The 23,923-nt window shown below is 72.8% G+C and carries 18 protein-coding genes; 7 read left to right on the forward strand and 11 right to left on the reverse strand.

All coding sequences use genetic code 11. The features are described 5' to 3' along the window. Positions 1 to 168: 168 nt before the first annotated feature. The 8 genes from AC07AL_RS32015 to AC07AL_RS32050 all read right to left on the reverse strand — a co-directional run bounded on the left by AC07AL_RS32015 (position 169) and on the right by AC07AL_RS32050 (position 9,726). On the reverse strand, positions 169 to 732 hold the full coding sequence (locus tag AC07AL_RS32015) for a hypothetical protein (RefSeq protein WP_363586923.1): 564 nt from the start codon (positions 730 to 732) through the stop codon (positions 169 to 171). Positions 733 to 976: 244 nt separating this feature from the next. Next, entirely contained in the window at positions 977 to 1,717 is a 741-nt protein-coding gene (locus tag AC07AL_RS32020; RefSeq protein ID WP_363586922.1) for an SDR family NAD(P)-dependent oxidoreductase, read from the reverse strand. Positions 1,718 to 1,831: 114 nt separating this feature from the next. Next, a complete protein-coding gene (locus AC07AL_RS32025; RefSeq protein WP_363586921.1) occupies positions 1,832 to 3,583 on the reverse strand; it encodes an amidohydrolase in 1,752 nt (583 codons plus the stop codon). A 125-nt stretch (positions 3,584 to 3,708) separates the two neighbouring features. After that, positions 3,709 to 5,154: an NADP-dependent phosphogluconate dehydrogenase gene (gndA, locus tag AC07AL_RS32030; RefSeq protein WP_363586920.1), complete on the reverse strand. Its 1,446-nt coding sequence runs from the start codon at positions 5,152 to 5,154 to the stop codon at positions 3,709 to 3,711. A gap of 70 nt (positions 5,155 to 5,224) precedes the next feature. After that, positions 5,225 to 5,488 carry a co-chaperone GroES gene (locus AC07AL_RS32035; protein ID WP_363586919.1) on the reverse strand — a complete coding sequence of 88 codons (264 nt, stop codon included), beginning with the start codon at positions 5,486 to 5,488 and terminating at the stop codon, positions 5,225 to 5,227. Positions 5,489 to 5,718: 230 nt separating this feature from the next. Then, a complete protein-coding gene (locus tag AC07AL_RS32040; RefSeq protein ID WP_363586918.1) occupies positions 5,719 to 6,768 on the reverse strand; it encodes a hypothetical protein in 1,050 nt (349 codons plus the stop codon). Between the two features lie 52 nt (positions 6,769 to 6,820). Continuing rightward, positions 6,821 to 8,698, reverse strand: a complete 1,878-nt coding sequence (locus AC07AL_RS32045; protein WP_400806623.1) for a DNA/RNA non-specific endonuclease — start codon at positions 8,696 to 8,698, stop codon at positions 6,821 to 6,823. Between the two features lie 59 nt (positions 8,699 to 8,757). Continuing rightward, a complete protein-coding gene (locus tag AC07AL_RS32050) occupies positions 8,758 to 9,726 on the reverse strand; it encodes a sensor domain-containing protein (RefSeq protein WP_478319117.1) in 969 nt (322 codons plus the stop codon). A gap of 454 nt (positions 9,727 to 10,180) precedes the next feature. On the opposite strand from AC07AL_RS32050, the gene AC07AL_RS32055 reads away from it, so the two are divergent. From AC07AL_RS32055 to AC07AL_RS32080, 6 genes are all read left to right on the forward strand, one after another. Further along, positions 10,181 to 10,927 carry a tRNA-dependent cyclodipeptide synthase gene (locus AC07AL_RS32055; protein WP_363586916.1) on the forward strand — a complete coding sequence of 249 codons (747 nt, stop codon included), beginning with the start codon at positions 10,181 to 10,183 and terminating at the stop codon, positions 10,925 to 10,927. Positions 10,928 to 11,150: 223 nt separating this feature from the next. Next, positions 11,151 to 13,208 (forward strand): glycoside hydrolase, encoded by a 2,058-nt coding sequence (locus AC07AL_RS32060; protein ID WP_363586915.1) that lies wholly within the window; start codon positions 11,151 to 11,153, stop codon positions 13,206 to 13,208. A 278-nt stretch (positions 13,209 to 13,486) separates the two neighbouring features. After that, positions 13,487 to 14,788: a glycosyltransferase gene (locus tag AC07AL_RS32065; protein ID WP_363586914.1), complete on the forward strand. Its 1,302-nt coding sequence runs from the start codon at positions 13,487 to 13,489 to the stop codon at positions 14,786 to 14,788. A gap of 368 nt (positions 14,789 to 15,156) precedes the next feature. Further along, positions 15,157 to 17,091, forward strand: coding sequence for a DUF8189 domain-containing protein (locus AC07AL_RS32070; protein ID WP_478319118.1), 1,935 nt, complete (start codon positions 15,157 to 15,159; stop codon positions 17,089 to 17,091). 216 nt (positions 17,092 to 17,307) lie between these two features. Further along, positions 17,308 to 17,946 carry an ATP-dependent Clp protease proteolytic subunit gene (locus AC07AL_RS32075; RefSeq protein ID WP_363623848.1) on the forward strand — a complete coding sequence of 213 codons (639 nt, stop codon included), beginning with the start codon at positions 17,308 to 17,310 and terminating at the stop codon, positions 17,944 to 17,946. A 1-nt stretch (position 17,947) separates the two neighbouring features. Continuing rightward, a complete protein-coding gene (locus AC07AL_RS32080) occupies positions 17,948 to 18,550 on the forward strand; it encodes a ClpP family protease (RefSeq protein ID WP_331745151.1) in 603 nt (200 codons plus the stop codon). Positions 18,551 to 18,621: 71 nt separating this feature from the next. Here AC07AL_RS32080 and AC07AL_RS32085 read toward each other — a convergent pair whose 3' ends face one another. Together AC07AL_RS32085 and AC07AL_RS32090 are read right to left on the reverse strand one after the other, a co-directional pair. After that, positions 18,622 to 19,089, reverse strand: coding sequence for a helix-turn-helix domain-containing protein (locus AC07AL_RS32085; RefSeq protein WP_478319119.1), 468 nt, complete (start codon positions 19,087 to 19,089; stop codon positions 18,622 to 18,624). 124 nt (positions 19,090 to 19,213) lie between these two features. Beyond that, entirely contained in the window at positions 19,214 to 22,027 is a 2,814-nt protein-coding gene (locus AC07AL_RS32090) for an SdrD B-like domain-containing protein (protein WP_478319120.1), read from the reverse strand. Between the two features lie 409 nt (positions 22,028 to 22,436). Between AC07AL_RS32090 and AC07AL_RS32095 the strand changes: the two genes are divergently transcribed. After that, positions 22,437 to 22,802, forward strand: a complete 366-nt coding sequence (locus AC07AL_RS32095; protein WP_363586909.1) for a hypothetical protein — start codon at positions 22,437 to 22,439, stop codon at positions 22,800 to 22,802. Between the two features lie 192 nt (positions 22,803 to 22,994). Here AC07AL_RS32095 and AC07AL_RS32100 read toward each other — a convergent pair whose 3' ends face one another. Continuing rightward, a complete protein-coding gene (locus AC07AL_RS32100; protein WP_400806607.1) occupies positions 22,995 to 23,858 on the reverse strand; it encodes an NmrA family NAD(P)-binding protein in 864 nt (287 codons plus the stop codon). Positions 23,859 to 23,923: the final 65 nt, after the last annotated feature.

The raw sequence follows: 23,923 nt of genomic DNA on the forward strand, positions 1-23,923 counted from the left end.
ACCACGTGCTGCTGCGGCTCGCGCTCCAGGACATCCACGGGCCCGACGCGTAGGCGCGGACGGCCGCCGGCCGGTGCGCCGGTCGACCGTCACGGCACCGGCCCGCGCCCCTGCCGCCGTTCGGGCGGCGGGGGCACGGGCCGGTCGCGTGACCGTCCGGGGTGGGGGTCAGCTCGGGAAGGGCCAGGTCGGGCACCACGGCCAGGTGACCTGGCCCGGGTAGGGCGGGCCCCACGGCGGGCACTTGGGCAGGGTCGGCGTCGACGGGGCGCTGGTCCACAGGATCTTGCCGTTCAGCTGGACGGCGATCGCGCCCTCGTTGTAGACGGCCAGTTCGGCGCCGGGGTTGCCGCCGGTGTTGCTGGCCCACAGCGGGGCGTTGGCGGCGGAGTACACGACGAGGTTGCCGTCGCCCTGCATGACCAGGACATTGCCGTTGGGGACGGCGCCCTTGGCGACCCAGATCGGGGTGGTGTCGCGGTACAGGACGACGTTGCCGTCGCCCTGCATGGCCAGCATGATGTGGCCGTTCGGCGAGTACCAGGCCTGGTCGCGGTTCAGCAGGCTGTTCATCGGGATGTGGGTGGGCTCGGACGGCGCGGCGGTCACGGCGGTCGGAGCCGCGGCGGGGGCGGCGGCCTGGGCGGCGTCGGCGGTACCCGTGGTGAGGGCGCCGAACCCGATCGTGGCGAGGGCGGCCAGGGCGGCGACCCGGGAGCGGAGTCTGGACATGGGTGGGCTTGAAGTCCTTCCGGGGACAGCGGAGTTGACGAGCCAGCGGGGGATTCCTGCGGCGCCCGCCCCGCTGCGTCCGGCGCCGCACCGAACGTTAGGTCCGCGCCGCGCCGCCGATCGGCAGATCCACCGGCAGCTTCCCGCCTGCCCGCCCCCGCCTGCCCGCCCGCGCCTGCCCGCCCGCGCCGGCTGGCCCGCGCCGGCTGGCCCCGGTTCCCTGGAGAAGGTCCGCGCGGGGTGCTCAGAACGTCCCGCCGTCCAGTTGGAGGGTGCGGCCGGTCATGTAGGCGGCGTCGTCGGAGGCGAGGAAGGCGTAGCCCGCCGCCACCTCCTCGGGCCGGGCCAGCCGCCGCAGTGCGGTCAGCGTGCCGAGCAGCCGCGCCAGGTCCTGCGTGCCGGCCAGGTCGGGGTGCACGTAGTGCGGCGCGCTCTCGGCGGCCATGTCCGTGTCGGTCCCGCCCGGGGCGATGGCGTTGACGGTGATACCCCTCGTGCCCAGCTCGGCGGAGAGGTTCAGGACCATCGACTCCACGGCGGCCTTGCTGGCCGCGTACAAGGTGTGGTGGAAGACGGCCTTGCCGGCGCTCACCGAGGAGGTCAGCACGATCCGGCCGCCCTCGCGCAGATGCGGCGCGGCGTGCTGCACGGTGAACAGCTGCCCGCGCGTGTTCACCGCGAAGACCCGGTCGAAGTCGGCCGGCGTGATGGTCTCCAGTGCGCCGAAGTACTCGATGCCCGCGCAGGAGGCGACCACGTCCAACTGCCCGAACTCGGCCACCGTCCGCTCGATCAGCGCCGCGATCTGCTCCGGCTCCGCGACGTCGGCCCGGACGGCGATCGCCCGGCCGCCCGCGGCGGCGAGTTCGGCCACCAGTGCGTCCGCGGCCTCCTGGTTGCCCCGGTAGCCGATCGCCACGGCCGCGCCCTCGCCCGCCAACCGCCGGGCGACGGCCGCGCCGATCCCGCGGCTCCCACCGGTCACGACGGCCGCCTTGCCTGCGAACCGTCCCTGCTGCGTGGTTGACACCATTGCTCTACGCCCTCGTCTAGTGTCGGAATGCGTGTGTCGGAAGCTCCCCGGCCCGGCTCCGGACGCTCAGCAGCAGCCCCACTGCGGGGTGGGCGCGGTGGCCGGGGTCGCGGAGGCCCGGGCGGCGGGTGCCGGCGGGTGGACGGTCGTTCCGGCCTTGATCGTCTCGACGACCTCGATGTCGCGGATCGCCTCCGGGTCGACCGTCAGCGGATTGGCACTGAGGATCACCAGGTCCGCGAGCTTGCCGACCTCGATGCTGCCCTTGCGGTCCTGCTCGCCGTACTGGTGGGCGGCGTCGAGGGTGATCGCGCGGACCGCCTCCAGGGCCGACACCCGCTGCTCCGGTCCGAGGACGACCCCGTCGGTTCGGGTGCGCCGGGTCACCTGGCTGGACAGCACGGCGATCGAGTCGGGCAGCGCCACCGGCGCGTCGTGGTGCGAGGTGTAGCGCAGGCCGCGGTCGAGCGCCCAGCGGGCGGGGGAGATGGCGGCCGCCCGCTCCTCGCCGAGGACGGTCCCGCGGTACCAGTCGCCCCAGTAGTAGGTGTGCATGGAGAAGAAGGACGGCACGATCCCCAGCCGGGCGAACGCCTCGACCTGGTCCTCGCGGGCGGTCTGCGCGTGGATGGCCACGGTCGGGCGCCGGCCCGGCCCGGCCGCCTCGACCGCCCGGAGGAACTGGTCGATCGCCGCGTCGCCGTTGACGTGCGCCAGGACCTGCCAGCCCCGCTCGACCGCCGTGCTGACCTGCTTGGCCACCACCGCGTCGTCCCGCTCCGCCGGGTACCCGCAGTAGTCCTCGGGCTGACCGGCCGGCGGCGTCAGGTACGGCGAGGTGAGCCACGCCGTGCGGCCCTGCGGCGAGCCGTCCAGCACCAGCTTCACCCCGGCCGCGCGGACGCCGTCCACGTACTCGTCGCTCACCCCGATCGGGTCGTCCAGTGCGGAGGAGGTCGCCTCGCCGGCCTTCACGTACGCGACCACGTCGACCGCGAACGGCACGGCGGCGGCCGTGTCCCGCAGCGCCTTGAGGTTGGCGAGGGTGGTGCCGCCCTCCTGGACGGTGGTGAAGCCGAAGCTCGCCGCCGTGGCCGCGCCGGTGATGAACAGCATCAGCTGTGCCCGTTCCGGCAGCCCCGCGAGCGCCAGGTCCGAGGCCGGGGTGAACGCCTTCTCCTCCAGGACCCCGTCGGGCTCGCCGTGCGCGGGCGGGACGGCGAGTTCGCGCCGCCGGATCACCCCGCCCTCGGGGTCGGGCGTGGCGGCCGAGTAGCCGAGCCGTTCCAGGCCGAGGCTGTTCACCGCGCCGAGGTGGAAGGACTGGTGGATGGCGAGCACCGGGCGGTCCGTGGAGACCTCGTCGAGGTCGTCGCGGGTGGGGTGGCGGCCCTCGGCGAGCATCGCGTCGTCGTACCCGAACCCGACGATCCACTCGGAGTCCGCGCCCACCGTGCTCCCGGCCCAGTCGCGCAGCTTGTCCTTCAGCGAGTCGAGGTCGGTGACGTCGCCGTCCGGCGCGGCCAGCAGGTTGGCGATGGTGGCCTGGAGGCCGATGCCGCCGAGGTGCCCGTGCGCGTCGACGAAGCCGGGCAGCAGGGCGCGGCCCTCGAGGTCCCGTACGACGGTGTGCGGGCCGCGCCACTGGTCCAGCGCCTCCTGCCGGGGGCCGACGAAGACGATCGTGCCGTCCTTGACGGCCACGGCCTCGGCCTCGGGGCGCCGGGCGTCACTTTCGCTGCTCGCGGTGCTTCCGGTGCTCTCGGCGACGGTGACGATCTCGCCGCCGTGGAGGATGAGGTCGGCCTGCTGGGCCATGCGGGTCTCCTGGAGGTAGGGGTTTGCGCCACGCTCCTACCCATGGTGACCGCGGAATCACCTTCTGTGGCGCCGGTCTGTCCGTATGTCGCTCCCGCACGGTGGTTGCGGGTGTCTCAGGTGTCTCAGCGCTGTTCCTCCGGGCGCCTCTCCAGCTCCCAACGGGTGTGGAAGGTCCCCTCCCGGTCGACACGGTGGTAGGTGTGCGCGCCGAAGAAGTCCCGCTGTCCCTGCACGAGTGCGGCCGGGAGGCGCTCCGCCCGCAGGCCGTCGTAGTAGGCGAGCGCGGTCGCGAAGCCGGGGGCGGGCACCCCCAGTTGGGCCGCCGTCGAGACGACCCGCCGCCAGGCCGACTGCGCGGAGCCGAGCGCCTCCCGGAAGTGCGCGTCGGTCAGCAGCGTGGGACGCTCCCGGTCGGCCTCGTACGCGGCCCTGATCCGGTCCAGGAACCGGGCCCTGATGATGCAGCCGCCGCGCCAGATCGCGGCCATCTCACCGGGGTCGATCTGCCAGGAGTACTCCGCGCTGCCGGCCTGGATCTGGTTGAAGCCCTGGGCGTAGGCCACCATCTTGGAGGCGTACAGCGCCTGCTCGACGTCGTCCGCGAACCGGTCCGCCGCCGCGCTGTCGAGCCAGGTCTCGGTGGGGCCGGGCAGTCCCCGGCCGGCCTGCCGGAGCGGCACGCTGCCGGACAGCGCCCGGGCGAAGACCGCCTCGGCGATCCCGCTGACGGGCACGCCGAGCTCCAGCGCGCTCTGCACCGTCCAGCGGCCGGTGCCCTTCTGCTCGGCCTGGTCCAGCACGATGTCGACGAAGGGCTTCCCGGTCGCCGCATCGGTGTGGGCGAGGATCTCGGCGGTGATCTCGATCAGGTAGGACTCCAGGCGCCCGCCGTTCCAGGTCCGGAAGACCTCGGCGATCGCGTCGGGTTGCAGTCCGGCGCCGTGCCGCAGCAGGTCGTACGCCTCGGCGATGAGCTGCATGTCGGCGTACTCGATGCCGTTGTGGACCATCTTGACGAAGTGGCCGGCGCCGTCCGGTCCGACGTGGGTGCAGCAGGGCTTGCCGTCGACCTTGGCCGCGATGTCCTCCAGCAGCGGTCCCAGGACCCGGTAGGCCTCCGGGGTGCCGCCGGGCATGATGCTCGGCCCCTCCAGGGCGCCCTGCTCGCCGCCGGAGATGCCGCTGCCCACGAAGTGCAGGCCGCGTTGGCGCAGGGCCGCCTCCCGCCTCCTGGTGTCGAGGAAGTGCGCGTTCCCGCCGTCCACCACCACGTCGCCCTCGTCGAGCAGCGGCACCAGCTCGTCGATGACCGCGTCGGTCGGCGCCCCGGCCTTGACCATGATCACGATCAGGCGGGGGCGTTCCAGGGCCGCGACGAACTTCTCCGTGGTCTCGGCGGCCACGAACTCGCCCTCGTGCCCGAACTCCTCCAGCAGCGCCGTGGTCCGCGCCAGCGTGCGGTTGTGCACGGCCACCCGATAGCCGTGGCGGGCGAAGTTCCTGGCCAGGTTGCGGCCCATCACGGCCAATCCGGTGACGCCGATCCGGGCCGGTGCCTGCTCGGTCATGGCGGGAATCTCCAAGGGGGTCTCGGGGGCACGGTGGTACAGCGACTCGGGACTGTCAGGGCTGTCGGGACTACTCGGCGGAGAGCGCGAGGATCTCGTCCTCGGGAAGCTCGACGTACTCCTCGCCCTCCACCCGGATCTCCGAACCGGAGAGCCTGTTGAAGAGGATCTTCTCGCCGACCTTGACGTCCACCGGGTGCGGCTTGCCGCTCCCCAGCTGTCGGCCGGGCCCCACCGCCACCACCTCGCCCGTCCACGTCTCCGGGTCCTGCGGGGTCGGAACCCCGATCGGCTTGACGATCAGATGATCGTGCTTCGGGTGGAAGTCGGGCATGGCATGGTCCTCTCACGTAGCCGCCTGCGGCGCAGCCGGGGCCGCCCCCACGCCTCGATTCTGCCGATCCGCGTCCGCGACCGCCCCACCAGCCGCTCGACGTCCACGCACCGGCGCGGCCGTTCCCGCTGCCCGTCGCCTGCGGCGGGCGCTGCCGAGTTTCCGGGCGCGGCATACTCCGTTCGGGTCGCGGGGCGTCGGCCCGGGCGCAGCGCGGCGGCTCCGGCCGGCTACTGCAGCAGTGCGGCGTGCGGGTGGTCCGGGGCCGCCGGGCACGCGTAGATCTGCTGGTTGTACCCGTCGCCGACGGTGATCATGGTCGGTGCCGCCGGGTCGGGGTGGACGGCGTCCCGGTTCGCGGCGGCCCGGTTTTCGTACGGGATCCAGCTGTGGACGTCCGCGCGGTGCTCCTTCGTGGCGATGGTCAGCATCGGGTCCATCCGGCAGCCGCAGGCGCGGCAGTACTGCGGAGCGGGATCGGTGAAGCTCCAGGGAGCCCAGCCGCCGGCCTTCCAACCGGGGGCGACGGACAACTCCCGGTCGTAGTAGCCGTCCTCCGCCCCGTCGTAGGCGCTGCCCGGCTCCGCGCCGGTCTTCCGCCGCGCGCTCCACGCCCGGACCTGCGCGCGCAGGTCCGGGTCGAGCTCCACCGCCAGCGGGTACTCGGTGACCTGCTCGGGGGAGACCAGGCACGGCTGCGGCAGGTAGTCCTCGTACTGGATCGCGGGCGGCTGCGGAGGCGCGGTGAGGACCTCGCCGACCGCGGTGGCGGACCGCCAGAACAGCTCGGTCCTCGGCATGTTCCCCCAGGGGTGGTCGAAGGGGTGGTCGAAGGGGCACCACAGCACCTGGAGCAGGTCCGCGCCTTCGGGCGGACGCAGGTCGGGCACCTCGCGGACGTACAGCTGGGCCACGGCCAGCATCGCGACCGGCCCCGGCGGGCACGGGCGGCCGGCGCCGGCCCGAGCCAGCACGGCGCGCTCCTGCGGGGTGTAGGAGCGGGCGCCCGGTGGCCGGGCCCGGGCGGCCGCCCGGATCTCGCGCAACAGCCGGACATCCGCCGGGGAGGTCGCCGGCAGCACGGCCGGCACCCGGTGCGTGCTCTCACAGTGCGGCCACGGCTCGGCGGCGGGCCACAGCAGCGGACCTCCGACCGAGCTCTCCCGCGGGGACGGCGATCCGGGCCGCGGGTGCAGCCGGGTCGCCGTCCGGGCCAGCGGGGCCAGCCGTGGGAAGGCCGCCACGATGTCATCCGGCCTCGGCGGGGTGGTGCGGGTCATTCCGGCCTCCCAGCCGTACCGGTCTCGGTTCCCCTGTCCCGGTCTCCCGGTCTCAGTTCCCCAGACTGGGCCCGCCGTCCCCGGGGACGTTCAGGAGGGTCTGCTCGTTGAAGACGGGCCATGACGCGCCGTCGGGCAGCTGAACCGTGGCGCTCATGCTCGCGCCCCACGGGATGGTGCTGCCGTCGTCCCGGTAGAGGGGCGTCACCACGTAGTACACGGCGGCGTCCCCGTCCGCGGACAGCGCGTTCACCTCCTTCTGGACCCTGGCCTCGAACATCCTCATGCTGATCCCCTTGATGTTCATCCCGAGCTGGTAGCACGGGACGAGGTTGATCCAGTCCTCCTTGTGGCTGCCCCTTCCCCCGAGGACGTTGGCGATCAGGTGGCAGCGGGCGAGGCCGCCGCCGGGGGACTGCGCGTTCGCGTCCTCCCAGCCCGTGATGTCGCCGCCGGCCTCGTCACCCTTGACCAGGGGGTTCGTCAGGCAGGCCTCCGCCTTGCCGGCCCTGGTGGCCGGCGCGGGGGCCCGGGAGCCGGAGGGGCTCGGGCCCGCGGTCCGGTTGCGACTGGGCACGGGCTGCTCGGTGTTGAGGATCCATCCGCTGCCGCTCGGCCTGCCCCGGGGTTGCGTCAGGCAGGCGGCCTTGCCGGAAGGAGAGGGCGACGGGCTCCCGGGGCCGGTCTCCGGGGGCTCCGGCGCCGGCTGGACGGTCTTGATCTCGTCGATGACGAGTTTCACGCCGGCCTTGTACGCGACGAGCCGGCCCCGGCGGTCCATGGCGGTTCTGAAGACCTCCAGGGCGGGGGCCGCGGCAGCCCCCGGCATCTGCACCTGGAGGGCCGTGTAGTTCCCGTCGGGCTTGCGGACCAGCCCGTCGTAGGCGATGGACGGGCTGCCGAGCTGCGCCGCCTGGGCGGCGGGAAGCTGCCCGACGGCCTCGGGCAGCAGGTACGCCGTGCCCGGGCGCATGTCGACGGTGGTGCCGGCCTGTTTCGCGTAGGCCTTCAGGGCGGAGGTTCGCGGCTGCTGGTACGGGCTGTCGGCGGTGCCGGCGGCGTCGGCCGTGTCGACGGTGTCGACCCCCCGCCTCCGGCTCTGGGACTGGCTCTGACTCTGACCCTGGTTCTGGCTCCGGTTCTGGCTCTGGGACGGGGCGTGAGCGCGGTGCTGTGGAGGGGCGGCCGCGTCACCGCCCTGGTCCATCGCCGCCGCCGGGTCCGGTGGATTGTCGGCGAGGCTCTGGGTGGCCTGGGCCATCTGCTGGAGCAACTGCTGGGCCCGGGGCTGGAGCTGCTGCTCCTTGGCCTGGAGCTCCTTGGCCTTCGCCTCCTGGGCCTTGGCGGCGGCGCTGAGCTGGGACTGCCTGGAACTGAGCTTGGACTCCTCCTGCCCGAGCTGGGACTGCTCGTTCTCCAGGCTGCCCTTCTCGGCCTGGAGCTGCGCCTGTTCGGTCCTCAGTTCGCTCGCCTCGGCGTCGTACGCGCTGGACGCGGCGGCCTGCGCGGGCAGTTCGAAGGTGTGCGGCTTGTTGTTGTGGGCATCGATCCTGGAGGCCAGGGCCGCCGCGCGCGTCCCGAAGCTGCCGGCCTTCTGCTTCGCGGCGGCGGCCTTGCTCTCGAACGCCGCGGTGTCGTTGCGCAGGGCTGCGGCATCCTTGGTGATCTGTTCCGCCTCGGCGACCACGGCCTTCTCCTGCTGCGCGATCTCCGCCTCCTGCCGGTTGAAGTCCTCGACCTCCCGGATGAGCTGCGCCGAGGCGGCCGCGACGTCCCCGGACGGGACCAGGAGGGCGACGCCGCCCGACTGGGCCAGGACGGCCGCAGCGCCGGTGGCCGCGAACGCGGGCGCTCCCGCGCCGACGACCGGCACCAGCACGGCCGCCAGCGCCAGGAGAACGAATCGCCGTACGGTCGTCCGTACGGTCATCCGCACAGTCGTCCGTACGGTTCGCCGGCCGCGAGCGGCCGGGCCGTACGGGGACGCGGTCATCCGCTCACCTTCTCGGTGAGCTCGTCGGCGAGCTTCGCGGTGGTCGGCTGGCCGTCGCCCGCCTGGCAGACGGCGACCTGGACCAGACTCGTGCCCTTCACCCGCGCCTGGTGGTGGCAGGCCCACTGCGCGCCGCCGTCCTGTGCGCCGTCCTGCGCCGCCGTCCACGCCACGGCGACCTCGGTGGGAGGGTGGGCCGTGTAGGCCCACTTCGCGGTACGACCTGCCTGGTCGGTGACCGTCGAGGACGGGCACTTGGTGAGACCGTCGGTGAGCGCCTGGAAGGCCGCGCCGGTCTTCTCGCTGTCCGGGAACACGCCGATGACCTGGTTCACGGTGTAGGCGCCCGTGGCCCCCGCGTCCTGGTAGGTCGCCGACAGGAACGCGGTCCACGCCTGGCCGTAGACCGACTGGGTCGTCGGTCCCGCCGCGACGGCGCATTCCGACGGCGACACGGCGAGCGGGGCGTGCGGACGGTTCGACTGCGGGCCGGCGACCAGCGTCGTCCCGGCCAGCCGACTGACGCTGTCAGGGCTCACGAGGTCCGCTTGGACCGTACCCGCGGCCACGTGCGGCGGCAGGCTCGTCGGCTGCTGCGGCCAGAGCCACCACCCGACGCCGGCCAGGACGAGGCAGGGCACGACCGCGGCCACGATCAGCTGCCAGTGGCGCGGTACCCGAGCGAGCCGGGGTCTGCCCGGGCCTGCCGTCGGCGCGTGCTGCGGAACCGGCGGCTGCGGCTGCGACTGCGACTGCGACTGCGGCGACGGCGACGGCGCCGCGCCGGATGCCGAAGGCGGCCCAGCAGGACGGGCCCCAGCGCCTGCCGGGCCACCACCGCCCGGGCCCGTCGGCGGCGAAATGATGTAGTCGGCGTCTTCGGCCACGCTGATCTCCCCCACGACACGCCGCCATCCGGGCGACTCAGGTTGCGTTCTGTAAACGAAGCCGGTACATACCGTCACTCATCCGACGCGGCGGGGCAAGACCTTCCGGTCGGATTTGAGGACCGTCTGAGCATTTCGCCGAAATCGAGAACTGCCAGCCGGGACCCCGAAGTTGGATCACCCGTGTCGTGCCGCGCAGAGCCGAAGGATCGGAGCTCCCAGGGGCTGCCGGTGGGTGGTGCGCTGTCGGCGGCGGCCGTGGACATCATTCGTCGGGCAGGGTGAGTGCCAGTCTGCCGAATCCTCGACGGCCTCGGACACGCCGCGCGCTGACGGGCCGCCGGCTTCCCCGCGACGGTCGTCCCCGTTGTCATCGGCTGTCTGTCAAGGTCAGGGCCTCTGTCACGCCCATGCCCCACCGCCCTTGTTTCGTAGGTGAGTTGAAGCAATTTGACGATCAGTCAGACAAAATCTAACGTCGACCCCGTACCGATCGTCGCTCACTCGTTCGATGGCCCGGAGGGGTTTTCGCATGCCTCCTTACGAACAGACTCCTGTCGGCATATCAGGAATTTCCGAGAATCAACCGAAAACCTCCTACAAGGCGAGTGTTGACTCAGTCTCCCCTCCGGCCCGGCGGACCGGACTGGCGGATCAGGGGCAGTGCTTCCTCGGCGTCAGTCTGGAGAACGGCAATTTCGCTCCGGGCAAGATCGCCGCGATGCTCCGCTGGATAGCCAGGCGGTTCCCCCGCTGCACGGTGCTGGTCGGGGACAGCATCCACCGGATCACCCTGGCGTCCACCCGGGGCCTGCCGGAGGACGAGGCGCTCTCCCGGGCGCTGGCCCTGGGCGACCGCTTCATCGCCGACACCCGGGCCCTGTTCGCGGCCGAACGCGAGCAGACCGAATTCACGTTCCTGCGCTGCTCCGAAGTACAGCGGTGGGATTCCTACGCAAAGCACCATCGAAGCCTCACCGACTACCACCGGGCCGACCGGAACTTCCGGGAGTCCGTGGACGCGTTCGGGCGGAGCTTCCACACCAGGCATTCCGGCCAACTTGCCGAGGCCGACCTGGAGAGGCGGGTCGAAATGTCCGCACAGTACTTTCTGGAGGAGTCCGCAATATTCGCGTGTCTTGTCCAGGAAGGCCTTTCTGTCATGGTCTACCCCGGTTCGTTCGGAACCCTTTCGGAGGTCACCGACGGGAGGCACCCGGACGCCCCGGAGGAACTGCGTCGGCTGACCGTCGTCTCGCTCGATCTGCGGAGGCGTTGACGGCCGTCCCTCGCCCCACCGAGCGCTCTGCCGGACCGCCGGACCGCCGGACCAGCAGGTCCAAGCTCGGGTGCCGCGTCAGCATGACCGGTGGTCAATGGTCGTTTCTTAAGGACTTCTTAGGAGTCCTCCGTATCACTGTGTCATGCACACCGGTACTCATACGTCATCCCTTGCGGGCCCCGCCCGCCGGCACGTTCCGCGCGCCGTTCTCGTCCTCGCCATGGCCACCGCGCTGGTGTCCGCAACCGTGGCGAGCGCCACCGGCAGCTCCGCCTCGCCGATGCGGGTGCGGGTCCATGACGGGCGCGTCGACGTGCCGGTACGCGGCGGCACCGCCACCATCGACGCGGCCACGCTGCGGGCCGAGGCCCGGACCGAGGACGGGCGGGTGGTCCTGCTGTCCGCTCCGGCAGCCCAGGGACTGGGCAGGGCGAGCGCCCCGGTCAGGACGGCGAGCGGCGCCGCCTGGTCGTATCCGGAGAAGGGCCTGCGGGCCGAAGTCCGCGCCGATCACGGCCGGTTGCTGGTCACCCTCACCGGGACCGCCCTCACCGGGAGCGGTGGCGACACCTCGGTGCGGTGGCCGGTGACCGCCACCGATCCGGCCGCCGCCGAGGTCCAGCTCCCGCGCGGCGAGGGGCTGTCCGTTCCCGTCGACGACCCGTTCTGGAACTCCTCCGACGGGGCGCTGGTCGGCGAGGAGCAGGAGCTGAGCTCGCAGCTGTCCATGCCGATGTGGGGCTACACGCTCCGCTCCGGCCGGGCCGGCGTCAGCTACATCGTCCCCACCGACATCGGCACGTCGCTGACGTTCGCCTCCCAGGACGGGCGGCTGCGGGCCACGGCCGAGCACGGATTCTCCGCCGGGAACGGCACCGGCGCGTACACCGTGGCCTTCTCCCTCACCGACGGCTCCCCGGTGGCCCCGGCCGTGGACTACCGCAACTGGCTTTCGGAGCACGGGCAGTTGGGCAGCCTGAGCGAGAAGATCAAGCAGAACCCGCAGACCGCGAAGCTGCTCGGCGCCTTCCACGCCTACGCCTGGGGCGGCGCCCGCCGGCCCGCCTACCTCGACCGGCTCAAGGAACTGGGCGTCTCCCGGCTCTGGCTCGGCTACGACTCCGACGACTCCCCGATGACGGGCGAGGACGTCAAGGCCGCCGAGGCCGCCGGCTACCTGGTCGGGCCGTACGACTCCTTCGCCAACGGCCAGCAGAAGACGGACGACTCGTCCCCCAACTCCGTCTGGCCGGACGACGTCTACCCCCGGTTCTGCGTCCTCAGGGCCGACGGAACGCCGCAACCCGGCTTCCACAAGAAGGGCTGCTACCTCAGCTCGCAGGCGTTCGAGCAGGCCGAGCCGCAGCAGCACTACCTCGCGGACCGCACCCGCTCGCTGGTCGCCAACGGGGCCGACAGCTACTTCCTCGACGTGGACGCGGCGGGCGAGCTCTTCCAGGACTTCGACCCCGGCCACGCGATGACCATGGACGAGGACCGCGCCAACCGGCTCGCCCGGATGCGGCGCCTGACGGACGGCTCGTACGACGCGTCCACGGGCCGGCCCGCCCCGCTGGTCCTGGGCTCGGAGTCCGCCGGCTCCTGGGCCAACCAGGTGCTGGCCTTCGACCACGGCTCGGGCACCCCGGTGGACGGGCGGCTGTGGGCGATGGAGTCCGGGCACTTCGACAACGGGCCGCAGGACCCCAAGGACGACGGCGCCTGGGGCGGCTACGCCCCGGAACAGGCCGCCGCCACCTTCTTCAAGCCGGTGCGCACCACGGACTTCAAGCCCGAGCACCAGGCCCGGGTGGCCGCCGCCCTGAAGGCGATGTACGACCCGCGGTACCGGGTGCCGCTGTACGAGACGGCGCTGCACGGTTCGCTGGTCAACGTCGAACGCTGGGAACTGCCCTTCAGCAAGCTGCCGGAGCAGAAGACCACGCGTGCGCTGCTGGCGATGCTCGACAACACCCCGCTCAACTTCGTGCTCAGCGACAAGGACCCGCACGACGGGCAGAACCTTCGGGAACTGGCCGCCCTGCAGCAGTACTTCGCGCCGCTGCACCAGGCGGCCGGCGCCCAGCAGCTGACCTCCTTCCGTTGGCTGACCGGCGACCACCTGGTGCAGCGGACCGTCTTCGGCGACGGCACGCTGACCGTCACCGCCAACTTCGGCACCACCGTCCACGACGGCCTGCCGGGCGGCTGCGTGGACGCCACCGTGCGCGGACGCCCTGGCACCCAGCGGCTCTGCCCGGCTGACGTGGTCTCCTGACGACCGGGGCTGACGAGCCGGCCAGCTGACGACCTGAGGACCTGACTGCCTGACTGCCTGACGAGCCGGCGGGACGGGCACCCCCGCCCGTCCCGCCCGTCCCGCCTGGCCCCGCCGCCCCGCCGCCCCGCCTGGCCCCGCCGCCCCGCCGTCCCGCCGCCGGTGTCGGTGCCGGGCGGACGCGGCGTGGTGGGTTAGCCTGCGCTGTGGGCCGGGTGCGCGGGGGCGACCACGGGGTGCGTACGGACCGGCCGACGAACGACTATGGGGGGTTTCACATGTCCAGGATCATCACTGCCGCCATGCCCGCGCACGGGCACACCGCGCCGATGCTGGCGATCACCGCCGACCTGGTGGCGCGCGGGCACGAGGTGGTCTTCCTCGGCGGGGCGCGGTTCGCCGGGGCCGCCGAGGAGACCGGGGCGCGCTTCGTCGCCCTGCCGCCGGAGGCGGATTTCGACGACCGCCGGATCAACGACTCCTTCCCGGGGCGGGCCGAACTGCCGCCCGGGCCACAGCGGTTGGCCTTCGACGCCCGGAACATCTTCATCGACCCGGTGCCCGCGCAGTACCGGGCGCTGCGCGCGTTGCTGGCGGAGTTCCCGGCCACGGTCGTGCTCGGTGACTGCTTCTTCCACGGCGCGGTGGCTCTGGCGCTGGCCCATCCGCGCGGCGAGCGGCCGGCCGTGGTGGGCATCGGGGTGTCCCCGCCGATGCTGCAGAGTGTCGACACCGCGCCCTTCGGGCTTGCGCTGGCGCCCCAGGCGGGACCGGAGGGGCTGGCCCGCAACCGGGAGTTGAACGCCGAGGCGGCGCTGCGCGGTGAGCCGCTGCGGCAGTACGCGGCCGAGGTCTTCGCCGGGGTCGGGGCCGAACTGCCGCCGGGGCCACGGGCGAACGCCGCCGTCACCGGGCCCGACCACTACCTGCAGCTGACCGTCCCGGGGTTCGAGTACCCGCGCAGCGACGCGCCGGCCTCGCTGCGCTACATCGGCGCGCTGGCGCCGCAGAACCGGAACGAGGTGGAACTGCCGCAGTGGTGGCCGGAGTTGGCCTCCGACCGCCCGGTCGTGGTGGTCACCCAGGGCACCCTGGCCAATGACGACCTGACCGAGCTGCTGGTCCCCGCGGTGCGGGCGCTGGCCGACCGCCCCGACCTGCTGGTGGTTGCGGCCACGGTCCGCCCGGACGGGCCCGAGCTGCTGGCGCAGGCGCTCGGCGGCCTGCCGGACAACGTGCGGGCCGCCGGCTACCTGCCGTTCGACCGGCTCCTGCCGCACGCCGACGTGTTGATCAGCAACGGCGGCTACGGCGGTGTCCACACCGCGCTGGCCTTCGGGGTGCCGCTGGTGGTCGCGGGCGGCAGCGAGGACAAGCCCGAGGTGGCCGCCCGGGTGGCCTGGCGCGGTGTGGGCATCGACCTGCGCACCGGGCGCCCGGGCGAGCCGGAGCTGCGCGAGGCCGTCGACCTGGTCCTGGCCGACCCGGCCTACCGCGCCAACGCCGCCGACCTGGCCGCCGAACTCGCGGCCCACCAGCCGCTGACGGCGATCGCCGAACTGGTGGACTCGCTCGGCTGACCGCCGCGGGGCGCCGCCGGGTGCTCGGGAGGACCGACCGGCGGGATCTGCCGACACGCCGTCACCTCGCGCGACCGGCCTCCTGCCCCACCCGGCCGCACGGACCGGTCTCCTACCCCACCCGGCCGCACGGGTTGGACTCGGCTTGTCGTCTTATCGCTCGCTGGGCCGATTCCATCTCCGAAAGGAACGGGCTCGTCCGGAAAGGGGTCCGATGGGGCGGGGAGCGGTTGAAGTAATTTGATGATGCGTCAATTGACTTCCCCCGCTGGCAATTTGCGCGACGCGGTCCAGGGTATTGCCTTCCCGGCATGCGCTAACCTCGTCCTGGCGTGATCACATGCCGATCTCGAATTGGGGGGAATCACATGGCAATCGGACGACGGCAACTCCTCGCCTCCGTCGCGCTCACCGCCCTCGCCGCGCCCGTCCTGGCCAAGGGGACCGCGACCCGCGCGGCCGCGGCCGTGGGGGCGGCCCCGGCCGCCCCCTCCGGGCCGCTGTTCATGCAGGTCGTCGCGCACGAGGACGACGACATCCTGTTCATGAACCCGGACCTGTCCAACGCGCTCGCCATCGGCACCCCGTCCGTCACGGTGTTCGTCACCGCGGGCAACGCGACCGGCGACCCGTGCGCCACGTCCTGCTGGGACACGGCCGGCGAGCCGCTGCGCACCTGGAACCGGCAGATGGGCGCCATCAACGCCTACTCCCGGATGACCGGGGTCGGCGACACCGACCCGGCGACCGACGAGGTCGGGCACTGGACGGCCGAGGCGTGGACGGTCGCGGGCAAGCAGGTCGAACGGTACGTCCTCAAGGGCCGCCCGGTGCACCTGATCTTCCTCAACCTGCACGACGCCGGGCTCGGCGCAGTCCTGGCCGGCGGCACCGACACCACGGTCGTCCCGGTCGGCAGCCCGCTGTCCGGGCCGTCGACCTACACGGCGGCGGACGTCGTCGAGGTGCTGCGGCAGCTGATGGTGACGTACCAGCCGACCGTGCTCCGGGCCCAGGACGAACTCCCGGACAGCCGCTACTCGGGCGACCACTCGGACCACGTCTCCGCCGCGAAGTTCGCCGGCCAGGCGGCCCTGCTGTACGGCGGCCCGCTGATCCAGGTGAACTACCGGGACTACAACATCAGCGACTCCCCGGTGAACCTCGACCCGGCGACGACCGGCGCCAAGGGCGTGTTCGTCTCCGAGTACGCCAGCCACGACCACTCGGGGAACTACTCCGACGCCTGGTTCTCCCGGATGTACTACCGCTGGTCGCGGGGCACCTCCTGGGCCGGGCTGAACCAGGACGGCCGGCCTCAGGTCTTCGTCGTCCGGGCCGGCGTCCTCTACACCTACTGGCGCCAGGCGGACGGCAGTTGGGGCGGTCCGGTGCGGATGGCCGACCCGGGCGGGCGACTGGCGCCGGGCATCGCGGTCGGGACCAACGCCGACGGCCGGCTGGAGGTTTTCGCCCGCCGCCTGACCGATCACCACATCATCTCCCTGCCCCAGGGTGCGCCCAACGGCTGGTGGTGGAACAGCTGGGCCGACCACGGCAACCCCAACACCGGACTCGGCAACGAGGACCAGGTCGGCGTGCCCGTGGTGGCCGGTAACCAGGACGGGCGGCTGGAACTGTTCGTCAAGAACGGCGGGGGCGGTCTCAGCAGCATCTGGCAGACCACCTCGGGCGGGGTGTGGACGGGCACGTGGACGGACCTGGGCGGCACCGACCTCCAGGACCCGGTCACCGCGATCCGCAACGGCGTCGGGGCGATCGAGGTGTTCGCCAGCACCCGCACCGGAATCCTCGGCTGGTGGCAGGGCGCCCCGAACGGAGCCTTCGGCGGCCCGGGCCCGATTCCGGGCGCCCGTCCGGCCAGCCCGCCCAAGGCCGCGCTCGACCAGGACGGCCGCATCGAACTCGCCTACCGCGAGGCCGGCACCGGCGCGATGCTGGTCAGCTACCAGACCCGGCCCGGCGGCGAGTGGAGCCAGTCCCCGGCCCCCCTCGGCGGAGACGGGGGAGTGGGCGAGCCGGCGGCGGCCACCGTCGGCGGACGGGTCGTCCTGTTCGAGCGCAACCGCGGCGGCGGCGTGAGCACCACCGCCCAGACCGCCCCGAACTCCGGCTACGGCACCTGGCAGGACCTCGGCGGCACCGTCCTCGACTACCCGGCCGCACTCGTCGACGGCGGCGGCGTCCTCCACGTGTTCGCGATCGGTTCGGACGGCCGCGTCTACTACCGCGCGGGCACGACGCCCACCACCTTCGGCGGCTGGCAGGGCCTGCCGCTCTGACCGTCCCGCCCGGCGGCCGGTCGGGGGCTCTCCCGGCCGGCTGCCGGGCCGTGCGCCGCCGGGCCCGGGCCGTCGCCTCTGCCCGTGGCGAATCTGCGGCGGGCAGAGAAAACGCATCCGGAGGTCTCCCGGGGTCAAGAGTGGAGTCGAGGGCAAGCCCGCCTCAACACCTCGACTCGACACTTCGACACCTCGGCATCTCGACAAGGAGACCGGATGACTCCCCTCACCACGCTCGCGCCCCGCGCGGAGGAGGGCGGCACGCCGCCCAGCCGCTTCGACGACCACCTCGCGGCGCAGTTGCTCGCCCAGCGGATCGTCCTCCTCGGCACCCAGGTCGACGACGTGTCGGCCAACCGGGTGTGCGCGCAGCTGCTCCTGCTGTCGGCGGAGGACCCGCGCACCGACATCAGCCTGTACGTCAACAGCCCCGGCGGGTCGGTCACCGCGGGGCTCGCCATCTACGACACCATGCGGCTCATCCCGAACGACGTCTCGACGCTGGTGATGGGGTTCGCCGCCAGCATGGGCCAGTTCCTGGTCACCGTGGGGGCGCCCGGCAAGCGGTTCGCGCTGCCGAACGCGCGGATCATGATGCACCAGCCCTCGGCGGGCATCGGCGGCACCGCCGCCGACATCGAGATCCAGGCGGAGAACCTCCAGTTCACCAAGAAGGCCATCGAGCGGATCACCGCCGAGCACACCGGGCAGAGCGAGGAGACGATCGCGCGGGACGGCGACCGGGACCGCTGGTTCACGGCCGAGCAGGCCAGGGAGTACGGGATCGTGGACCGGGTGGTGGAGTCGGTCGCCGACATCCGCCCGGCCGCGTCGCGCCGACGGATGGGGCTGTGACATGGGGTCGTACACGGTTCCCTACGTCATCGAGCGGACCGCGCAGGGCGAGCGCTCCTACGACGTCTTCAGCCGGCTGCTGAACGAGCGGATCATCTTCCTCGGCACCGAGATCGACGACGGGGTCGCCAACGTGGTCATCGCGCAGCTCCTGCACCTGGAGTCGGAGAGCCCGGAACGCGAGATCTCGATCTACCTCAACTCGCCCGGTGGATCGTTCACTTCGCTGATGGCGATCTACGACACGATGACGTTCGTGCAGGCGCCGATCTCCACGTTCTGCGTCGGTCAGGCGGCGTCGACGGCGGCGGTGCTGCTGGCCGGCGGAGACCCCGGGCGGCGGTTCGTGCTCCAGCACGCGCGGGTGCTGCTCGGCCAGCCGGCCAGCGGCGGCCGGCAGGGGACGGTGTCCGACCTCAGCCTCGCGGCGAAGGAGATGGTCCGCACCCGCTCGCAGGTGGAGGAGGTGTTGTCCCGGCACACGCACCACGACGTGGCGACGTTGCGCGCGGACATGGACCGGGACAAGGTGTTCACCGCCGAGGAGGCCGTCGCCTACGGGCTCGCCGACGAGGTGCTGAGCCGACGGCTCGCGTTCGGCTGACTCCGCGCGGGCGTGGCCGGTACGGCGGGGCGCGCCACCGTCGTACCGGCCGTCGGTCGGGGCAGGTCCGATCAGGCGGCGAGGCAGAGCCCGTCGTACTGCGCCGTGGGCGACGTGCGGCTCCGGTCCAACCGGCTTCGGCCTACCGCGCCCAGGCCCACCTGGCTCCGGGTGTGCCGGGTCAGTTCGTCCTGCGCGAGCGAGAGCAGGTCGGCGAGGCCGAACCCGAGGGCCCGGGCGGCGGCCGCGAGGACCTCGGAGGAGGCCTCCTTGCGCCCGCGCTCCAGCTCCGACAGGTACGGGATCGAGATCCGGGCCGCCTCCGCCACGTCCTTCAACGTCCTTTCCTGGGCGAGCCGTTCGCGGCGCAACGCGTCGCCGACGAGGTCGCGCCACAGGGGTTCCCTCGGCGCGGGCGCGGGCGCCGGTGACGCTCCCGCCGGCCGCTGCGGGGCGCGGGTCGCCCCGCCGGAACCGGGCGACGAGGTGTGCGGGCGCAGGGGGATGACGCGGGCTTCGTTCGGCGCATGAGTGCTCACCCCTCCAGCCTAGGGATCCGGGGCACCAGGGGAAGGGAGTGGCGTTCTGCCCTGGGTGAAGCCGTACGGGCCGCCCGGCCGGGCCCGTGGCCGTCGAACTCGCCACGGGCCCGGCCTGGTTCCACTACGCGTGCCGCGCCCCGCGCCGGCGCGCGACCACGACCAGCACGCCGCCCGCACCCAGCAGCGCCGCCGCACCGGTCACGCCGAGCGGCAGCACGCTGCCGGCCCCGGTGGTCGGCAGCGCGCCGCCGGGCCGCTCATCGGGCCGGGACGGCCAGGCGCTCGGCGACGGCGGCGACGGCGGCGACAAGGACGCCACCGCCGCCACCGAGGACGACGGGCTCGGTGCCGGGGTCGGTGCCGGGGTCGGGGTCGAGACCGCATCCGGCGACGACGGGGCCGCGCCCGAACCGGCCGACGGGAGCAGCCGGTTGACGACCGTCACCGTGATCCCGTCGTCCAGGGTCTCGCAGGTGAGCACCAGCGGCCCGAAGACCGTGACGGCCGGCGCCGCGTAGCCGTCGGGCGGGCTCACCTCCACCCAGTAGTACGTCCCCGGTCCGACGACGATCCGGCAGATGCCGTCCGCCCCGGTGGTGCAGGGATCGCCGACCGGCGAGTCCTGGTGCCCGCCGGCGGTCTGCGGCCAGCTGGGCCCGCCGTTCCAGCGCCACAGCTGGAACGTCGCCCCGGCCAGCGGCCTGCCGTCCTGGTCGTGCTTGACCAGCGTCAGCGCGCCCTCCTGCGGCCGGAAGCCGAAGTCGAAGGTGTGGTCGTCCTGGCCCGGCCCGCCGGTGGTCAGTTCCCGCTCGGCGTACGTTCCGCCCGGCGGGACGACGCCCTTGGAGTTGATGAACGGGTTGTCGCCGACGTCGTGCCGGGTGGGCACCCACTGGTACAGCGGGCCACCCTCGGCGAAGTCGGCGGGGTTGTCCAGCCGGATCGTGTACTTGGTGTGCGGCTTGAGCCCGCCGTCCACGTTCGAGTCGTCGAAGTAGTACTCGCCGCGCGCCGTCGTCCGCGCCGTGCCGACGAGCTTCCCCGGCCCGTCGTACAGGTGGACGGTGGCGCCCTCTACCGGGCGCTGGCCCGGCTTCTGGATGCCCTTGTGCTCGGCGTCGTACCAGACCCGGTTACCGATCTGCAGCGGCGCCTGGTCGCAGAGCACCTCCAGGTCCCCCATCGAGGCGCCCTTGCCGAACGGCGCGGGCACGTTCGCCGGGTTGAGCCGCAGGCCGAACGCCGGGTCCTGCCTGCCGTCGCGCTGGACGAACGACGTGCCGTAGCCGAAGGCCGTGCTGTTGGGGTCGAACCCGGAGGTCCCGATGGTGTTCTCGACCTTGGACAGCGCCATCCCGGCGTAGGCCGCGTTGTGGTGGACGCCCATCCGGCTGGTGTCGAAGAAGCGGGCGCCCCGGGGCGAGAGCCCGCAGCCGGTGTTGGCGTCCAGCACGTAGGTGCCGCCGCTCAGGCAGGCCTTGTTCAGGTCACCGCCCGACAGCACCTCGCCCACCGCCGCGCCCGACCCCGACTGGCCCGTCGCCCGGTCGGCCATGCGGTCGCGGAAGGCCAGCAGCATCGAGCCGTCCGTCTCGAATCCGACCTCGCCCAGCTCCGGCTCCGGCTGCGCGCGGAAACCGGCGCAGGTCTGGCCGTTCTGCGTGGTCGGGTAGGTGTTCGTCCACGGGAACCAGCCCGCGCCGTCGCACGGGCCCGATCCGACGGTCGACTGGCGCGGGTAGTCCAGCGGCTGGTCCAGCACGGCCGCGCGGAACCGGCCGGTGGCCAGGTCGAAGGGCAGCACGACCGCCCGCAGGTCCGAGGCCTTGCCCGTCGACTCGCCCGAGCAGACCCCGCCGAGGTAGCCGACGCCGTCCTGGAGGCCCAGGCCGAACGGCCGCCAGTCCCCGGCCGAGGCGCAGCCCGGGTCCGGGACCGGGTAGACGCCCCTCGGCTGCGCGGCCGTCGGCGCGGTCGCGTCGTAGCGGTACAGCGTGCGGGTGTTGAGGTTGACGACGAACAGGTCCCTGCCGTCGTTCGTCACCTTGAGGCCGCCGAGGCTCTCCTTGCCCGGCGCGACGAGGAACGCGTCGTCCGTCCCCGGTCCGTGCGCCGTGCTGCCGGCGTCCGGGACGGTGGTGAACAGCGTGGTCCGCCCCTGCGCCGGGTCGGTCACGTAGATGCCGCCGGCGCCGCCGGGGCCGTAGTCCGTGGTGCGCTTGGCCGCCGCCGAGGAGAAGATCCGCCGGTCGGCCTTGTTCCACGCGATGCCGTAGAGCGTGCCCGTCTGCGCGTCGGTGGCGAGGTTCGTGACGTTGACGTCCACGCCGTCCTGGCCGCGCGCGCGGTACGGGAACGACACCAGCGTGCGCTGCGCGCCGCCTCCCCAGGTGGTGTTCTGGCAGGTCGTCACCAGCGGCGCGTTCTGCTGGCAGTAGTCCCCCGGGTACCACAGCCCGGTGGTGTACGAGACGTTCTTGCCGTCGGAGAGGTCGACGAACTCCTCGTTGGAGCTCAGCTGGTTCGGCGCGCCGTCCAGCCCCTGCCGCGAGGCGAACGCCGGGAACAGCACGCCCGGCTTCGGATTCACCACCTGCACCCGGTACGTGCCGCCGTGCTCCCGGCTCCGCGGCGGCGCCAGCGTCACCGTCCCGTCGGCCCCGGTGGTGCCCTCGACGTGGGCCCGCGCCTCGCCGGTGAGCGTCACCTTCACGCCCGCCAGCCCCGGCTCCAGCGCGGGCGTCCACACCCCGGAGGAGTCCACGGCCCGGATCACCCGGACCGTCACCGTCCCGTCCTCCGTCTGCGAGAACGCCGCCGGCGCCGTCAGCGCCCCGCCGCCGCACAGCGCGGCGGCGAGCACCGCGGCCCGCGCGACGCCCTTCCTTCTCCTTCTCGTCCCCACCTGATCCCCACTCTCATGGTCGGCGGACATCTGCCCGATCCGGACAGGACCCCCAGGAGAGCGACAACCGGTCGTCCACGTCCTGGTTTCGGGGCGCATTCACTGGTGTGTGTGACAGGTGAAGGGCCGGAAATCGCATCAAGTTCGGATACGACCGCACAAGTTCGCATACCGCAGGAGAAATCCCGATGCCCGGAGCGTCCGGACCCCCGCGGCGGAGCGGATCCGCAACTCCCCGCAGTCCCGCCCGACGGCGTCGACCACAACGCCCTTTACCACAACGCCGCCCCTGCCACGCCGCCGTTCCGGTGCCCGGACGCCGTCCTGCCCGGGGGGCCTTTAGGCCTGAAAGCCGCTATCCGAAGCCGGTGATCAAACCGTAGGAATGGCTCCACGGCCTGATCGGCCACCCACCCGTGATCAGAAGGAGCTTTCGCCCATGATCCGTCTTCGCACCTGTATGGCCATCGCCGGCGCCGCGGCGACGTTCGCCCTGACCGCCGCGCCCGCCCAGGCCGCCCCGGGCGACGTCACGACCTCGTGCGGAAGCGTTCTCACCCCGGCCGGCTACGTCGACGTGAGCTGGGGCTACAGCAGCAGTTGCGGCACGCAGAGCTTCAGCCCGAACATCAAGCAGATGAAGCAGCTCACCGGACTGCCCGTCGGCACCGTGGTCCAGGCCTGCTCCACCACCTACCCGCCGGCGGGCTGGGTCCAGACCGGCTCGTACTACACCAGCAGCTGCGTCGCCTGGTCGAACCCGAGCCTCAACAACAACGCCTGGCAGCTGAAGCGCGTCTCCTGACCGGGCGACTCCGCTGGGCCGGCACACCCGGGGCGCTCCCTCAGGAGCGGGGTGCCCTGCCGTCCGGGCCGCCGTCCGGGAGGTGGTCCCGGACGGCGGTGTAGGCGGGGCGCGGACGGCGGCCCGAAGCCCGACCGCCGCCGAGCGGCCAGGACCGGGCACCGGCATCCGGCACCCGGCGCCCTCGGTGGATCAGCTTTCGGACAGCTGCTCGCGCAGCACCGTGCGCAGGGTGACGGGATCGCGGCCGAGCAGGTCGGCCAGGGTGGGGTCGGTGGCGGCGAACTCGCCGGCGCGGCTGGCGGCGAAGATGCCGAGCAACCGGTCGGCGGTTTCCGCGGGGACGCCTTGGCCCGTCAGCTGCGTGCGGAACTGGTCGTCGGGGGCGGTGGTCCGCGTGACGGTGCGGCCGGTGAGCTCGGTGGTGATGGCGGCGATGTCGTCGAAGGTGAGCGCCTGTCGGCCCGTGAGCGGCGGCGTGGGGCCGTCGAAGCGGCCTTCGTCGGCCAGGATGGCGGCGGCTGCGTCCGCGAGGTCGGCGTGCGCGGTCCAGGCGACCGGCCCGTCCGCGGGGAGCGCGAGCCGGCCGGACTGTGCCGCGTTGCCGAGGAAGTGCGCCGCGCTGGTGGCGTGGAAGCCGTTGCGCAGCGAGGTGAACGGCACGCCGCAGGTGCGCAGGGCCTCCTCGGTGGCGGCGTGGTCGCGGCAGGCCTGGAAGCGCGACGTCGCGCCGGCCCCCATCTGGCTGGTGTAGAGGATGCGACGGGCGCCCGCCGTGACGGCCGCTTCGATCGCGGTGCGGTGCTGCCTGACGCACTCCTCGCCCATCTTGTCGACGGAGACGACGAGGACCTGCGCGGCGTCCTCGAAGGCGTGCGCGAGGCCGGCGGCGTCGGTGAAGTTGCCCTGGCGCACCCGTACCCCTTGGTCGGCGAAGTCCTGCGCCTTCTGCGGGTCGCGGACGCTGACGCCGATGCGTGCCGCCGGTACGCGCGTCAGCAGCCTCTCGACGATCTGACGCCCCAGCTGTCCGGTGGCTCCGGTCACGATGATCATGATGTGCTCCCGTGTCGCGACGAGGTGGTTCCAGTGGAAACACTTTAAAGGTATCACTGATAATA

Source organism: Kitasatospora sp. NPDC043949 (assembly GCF_056435365.1).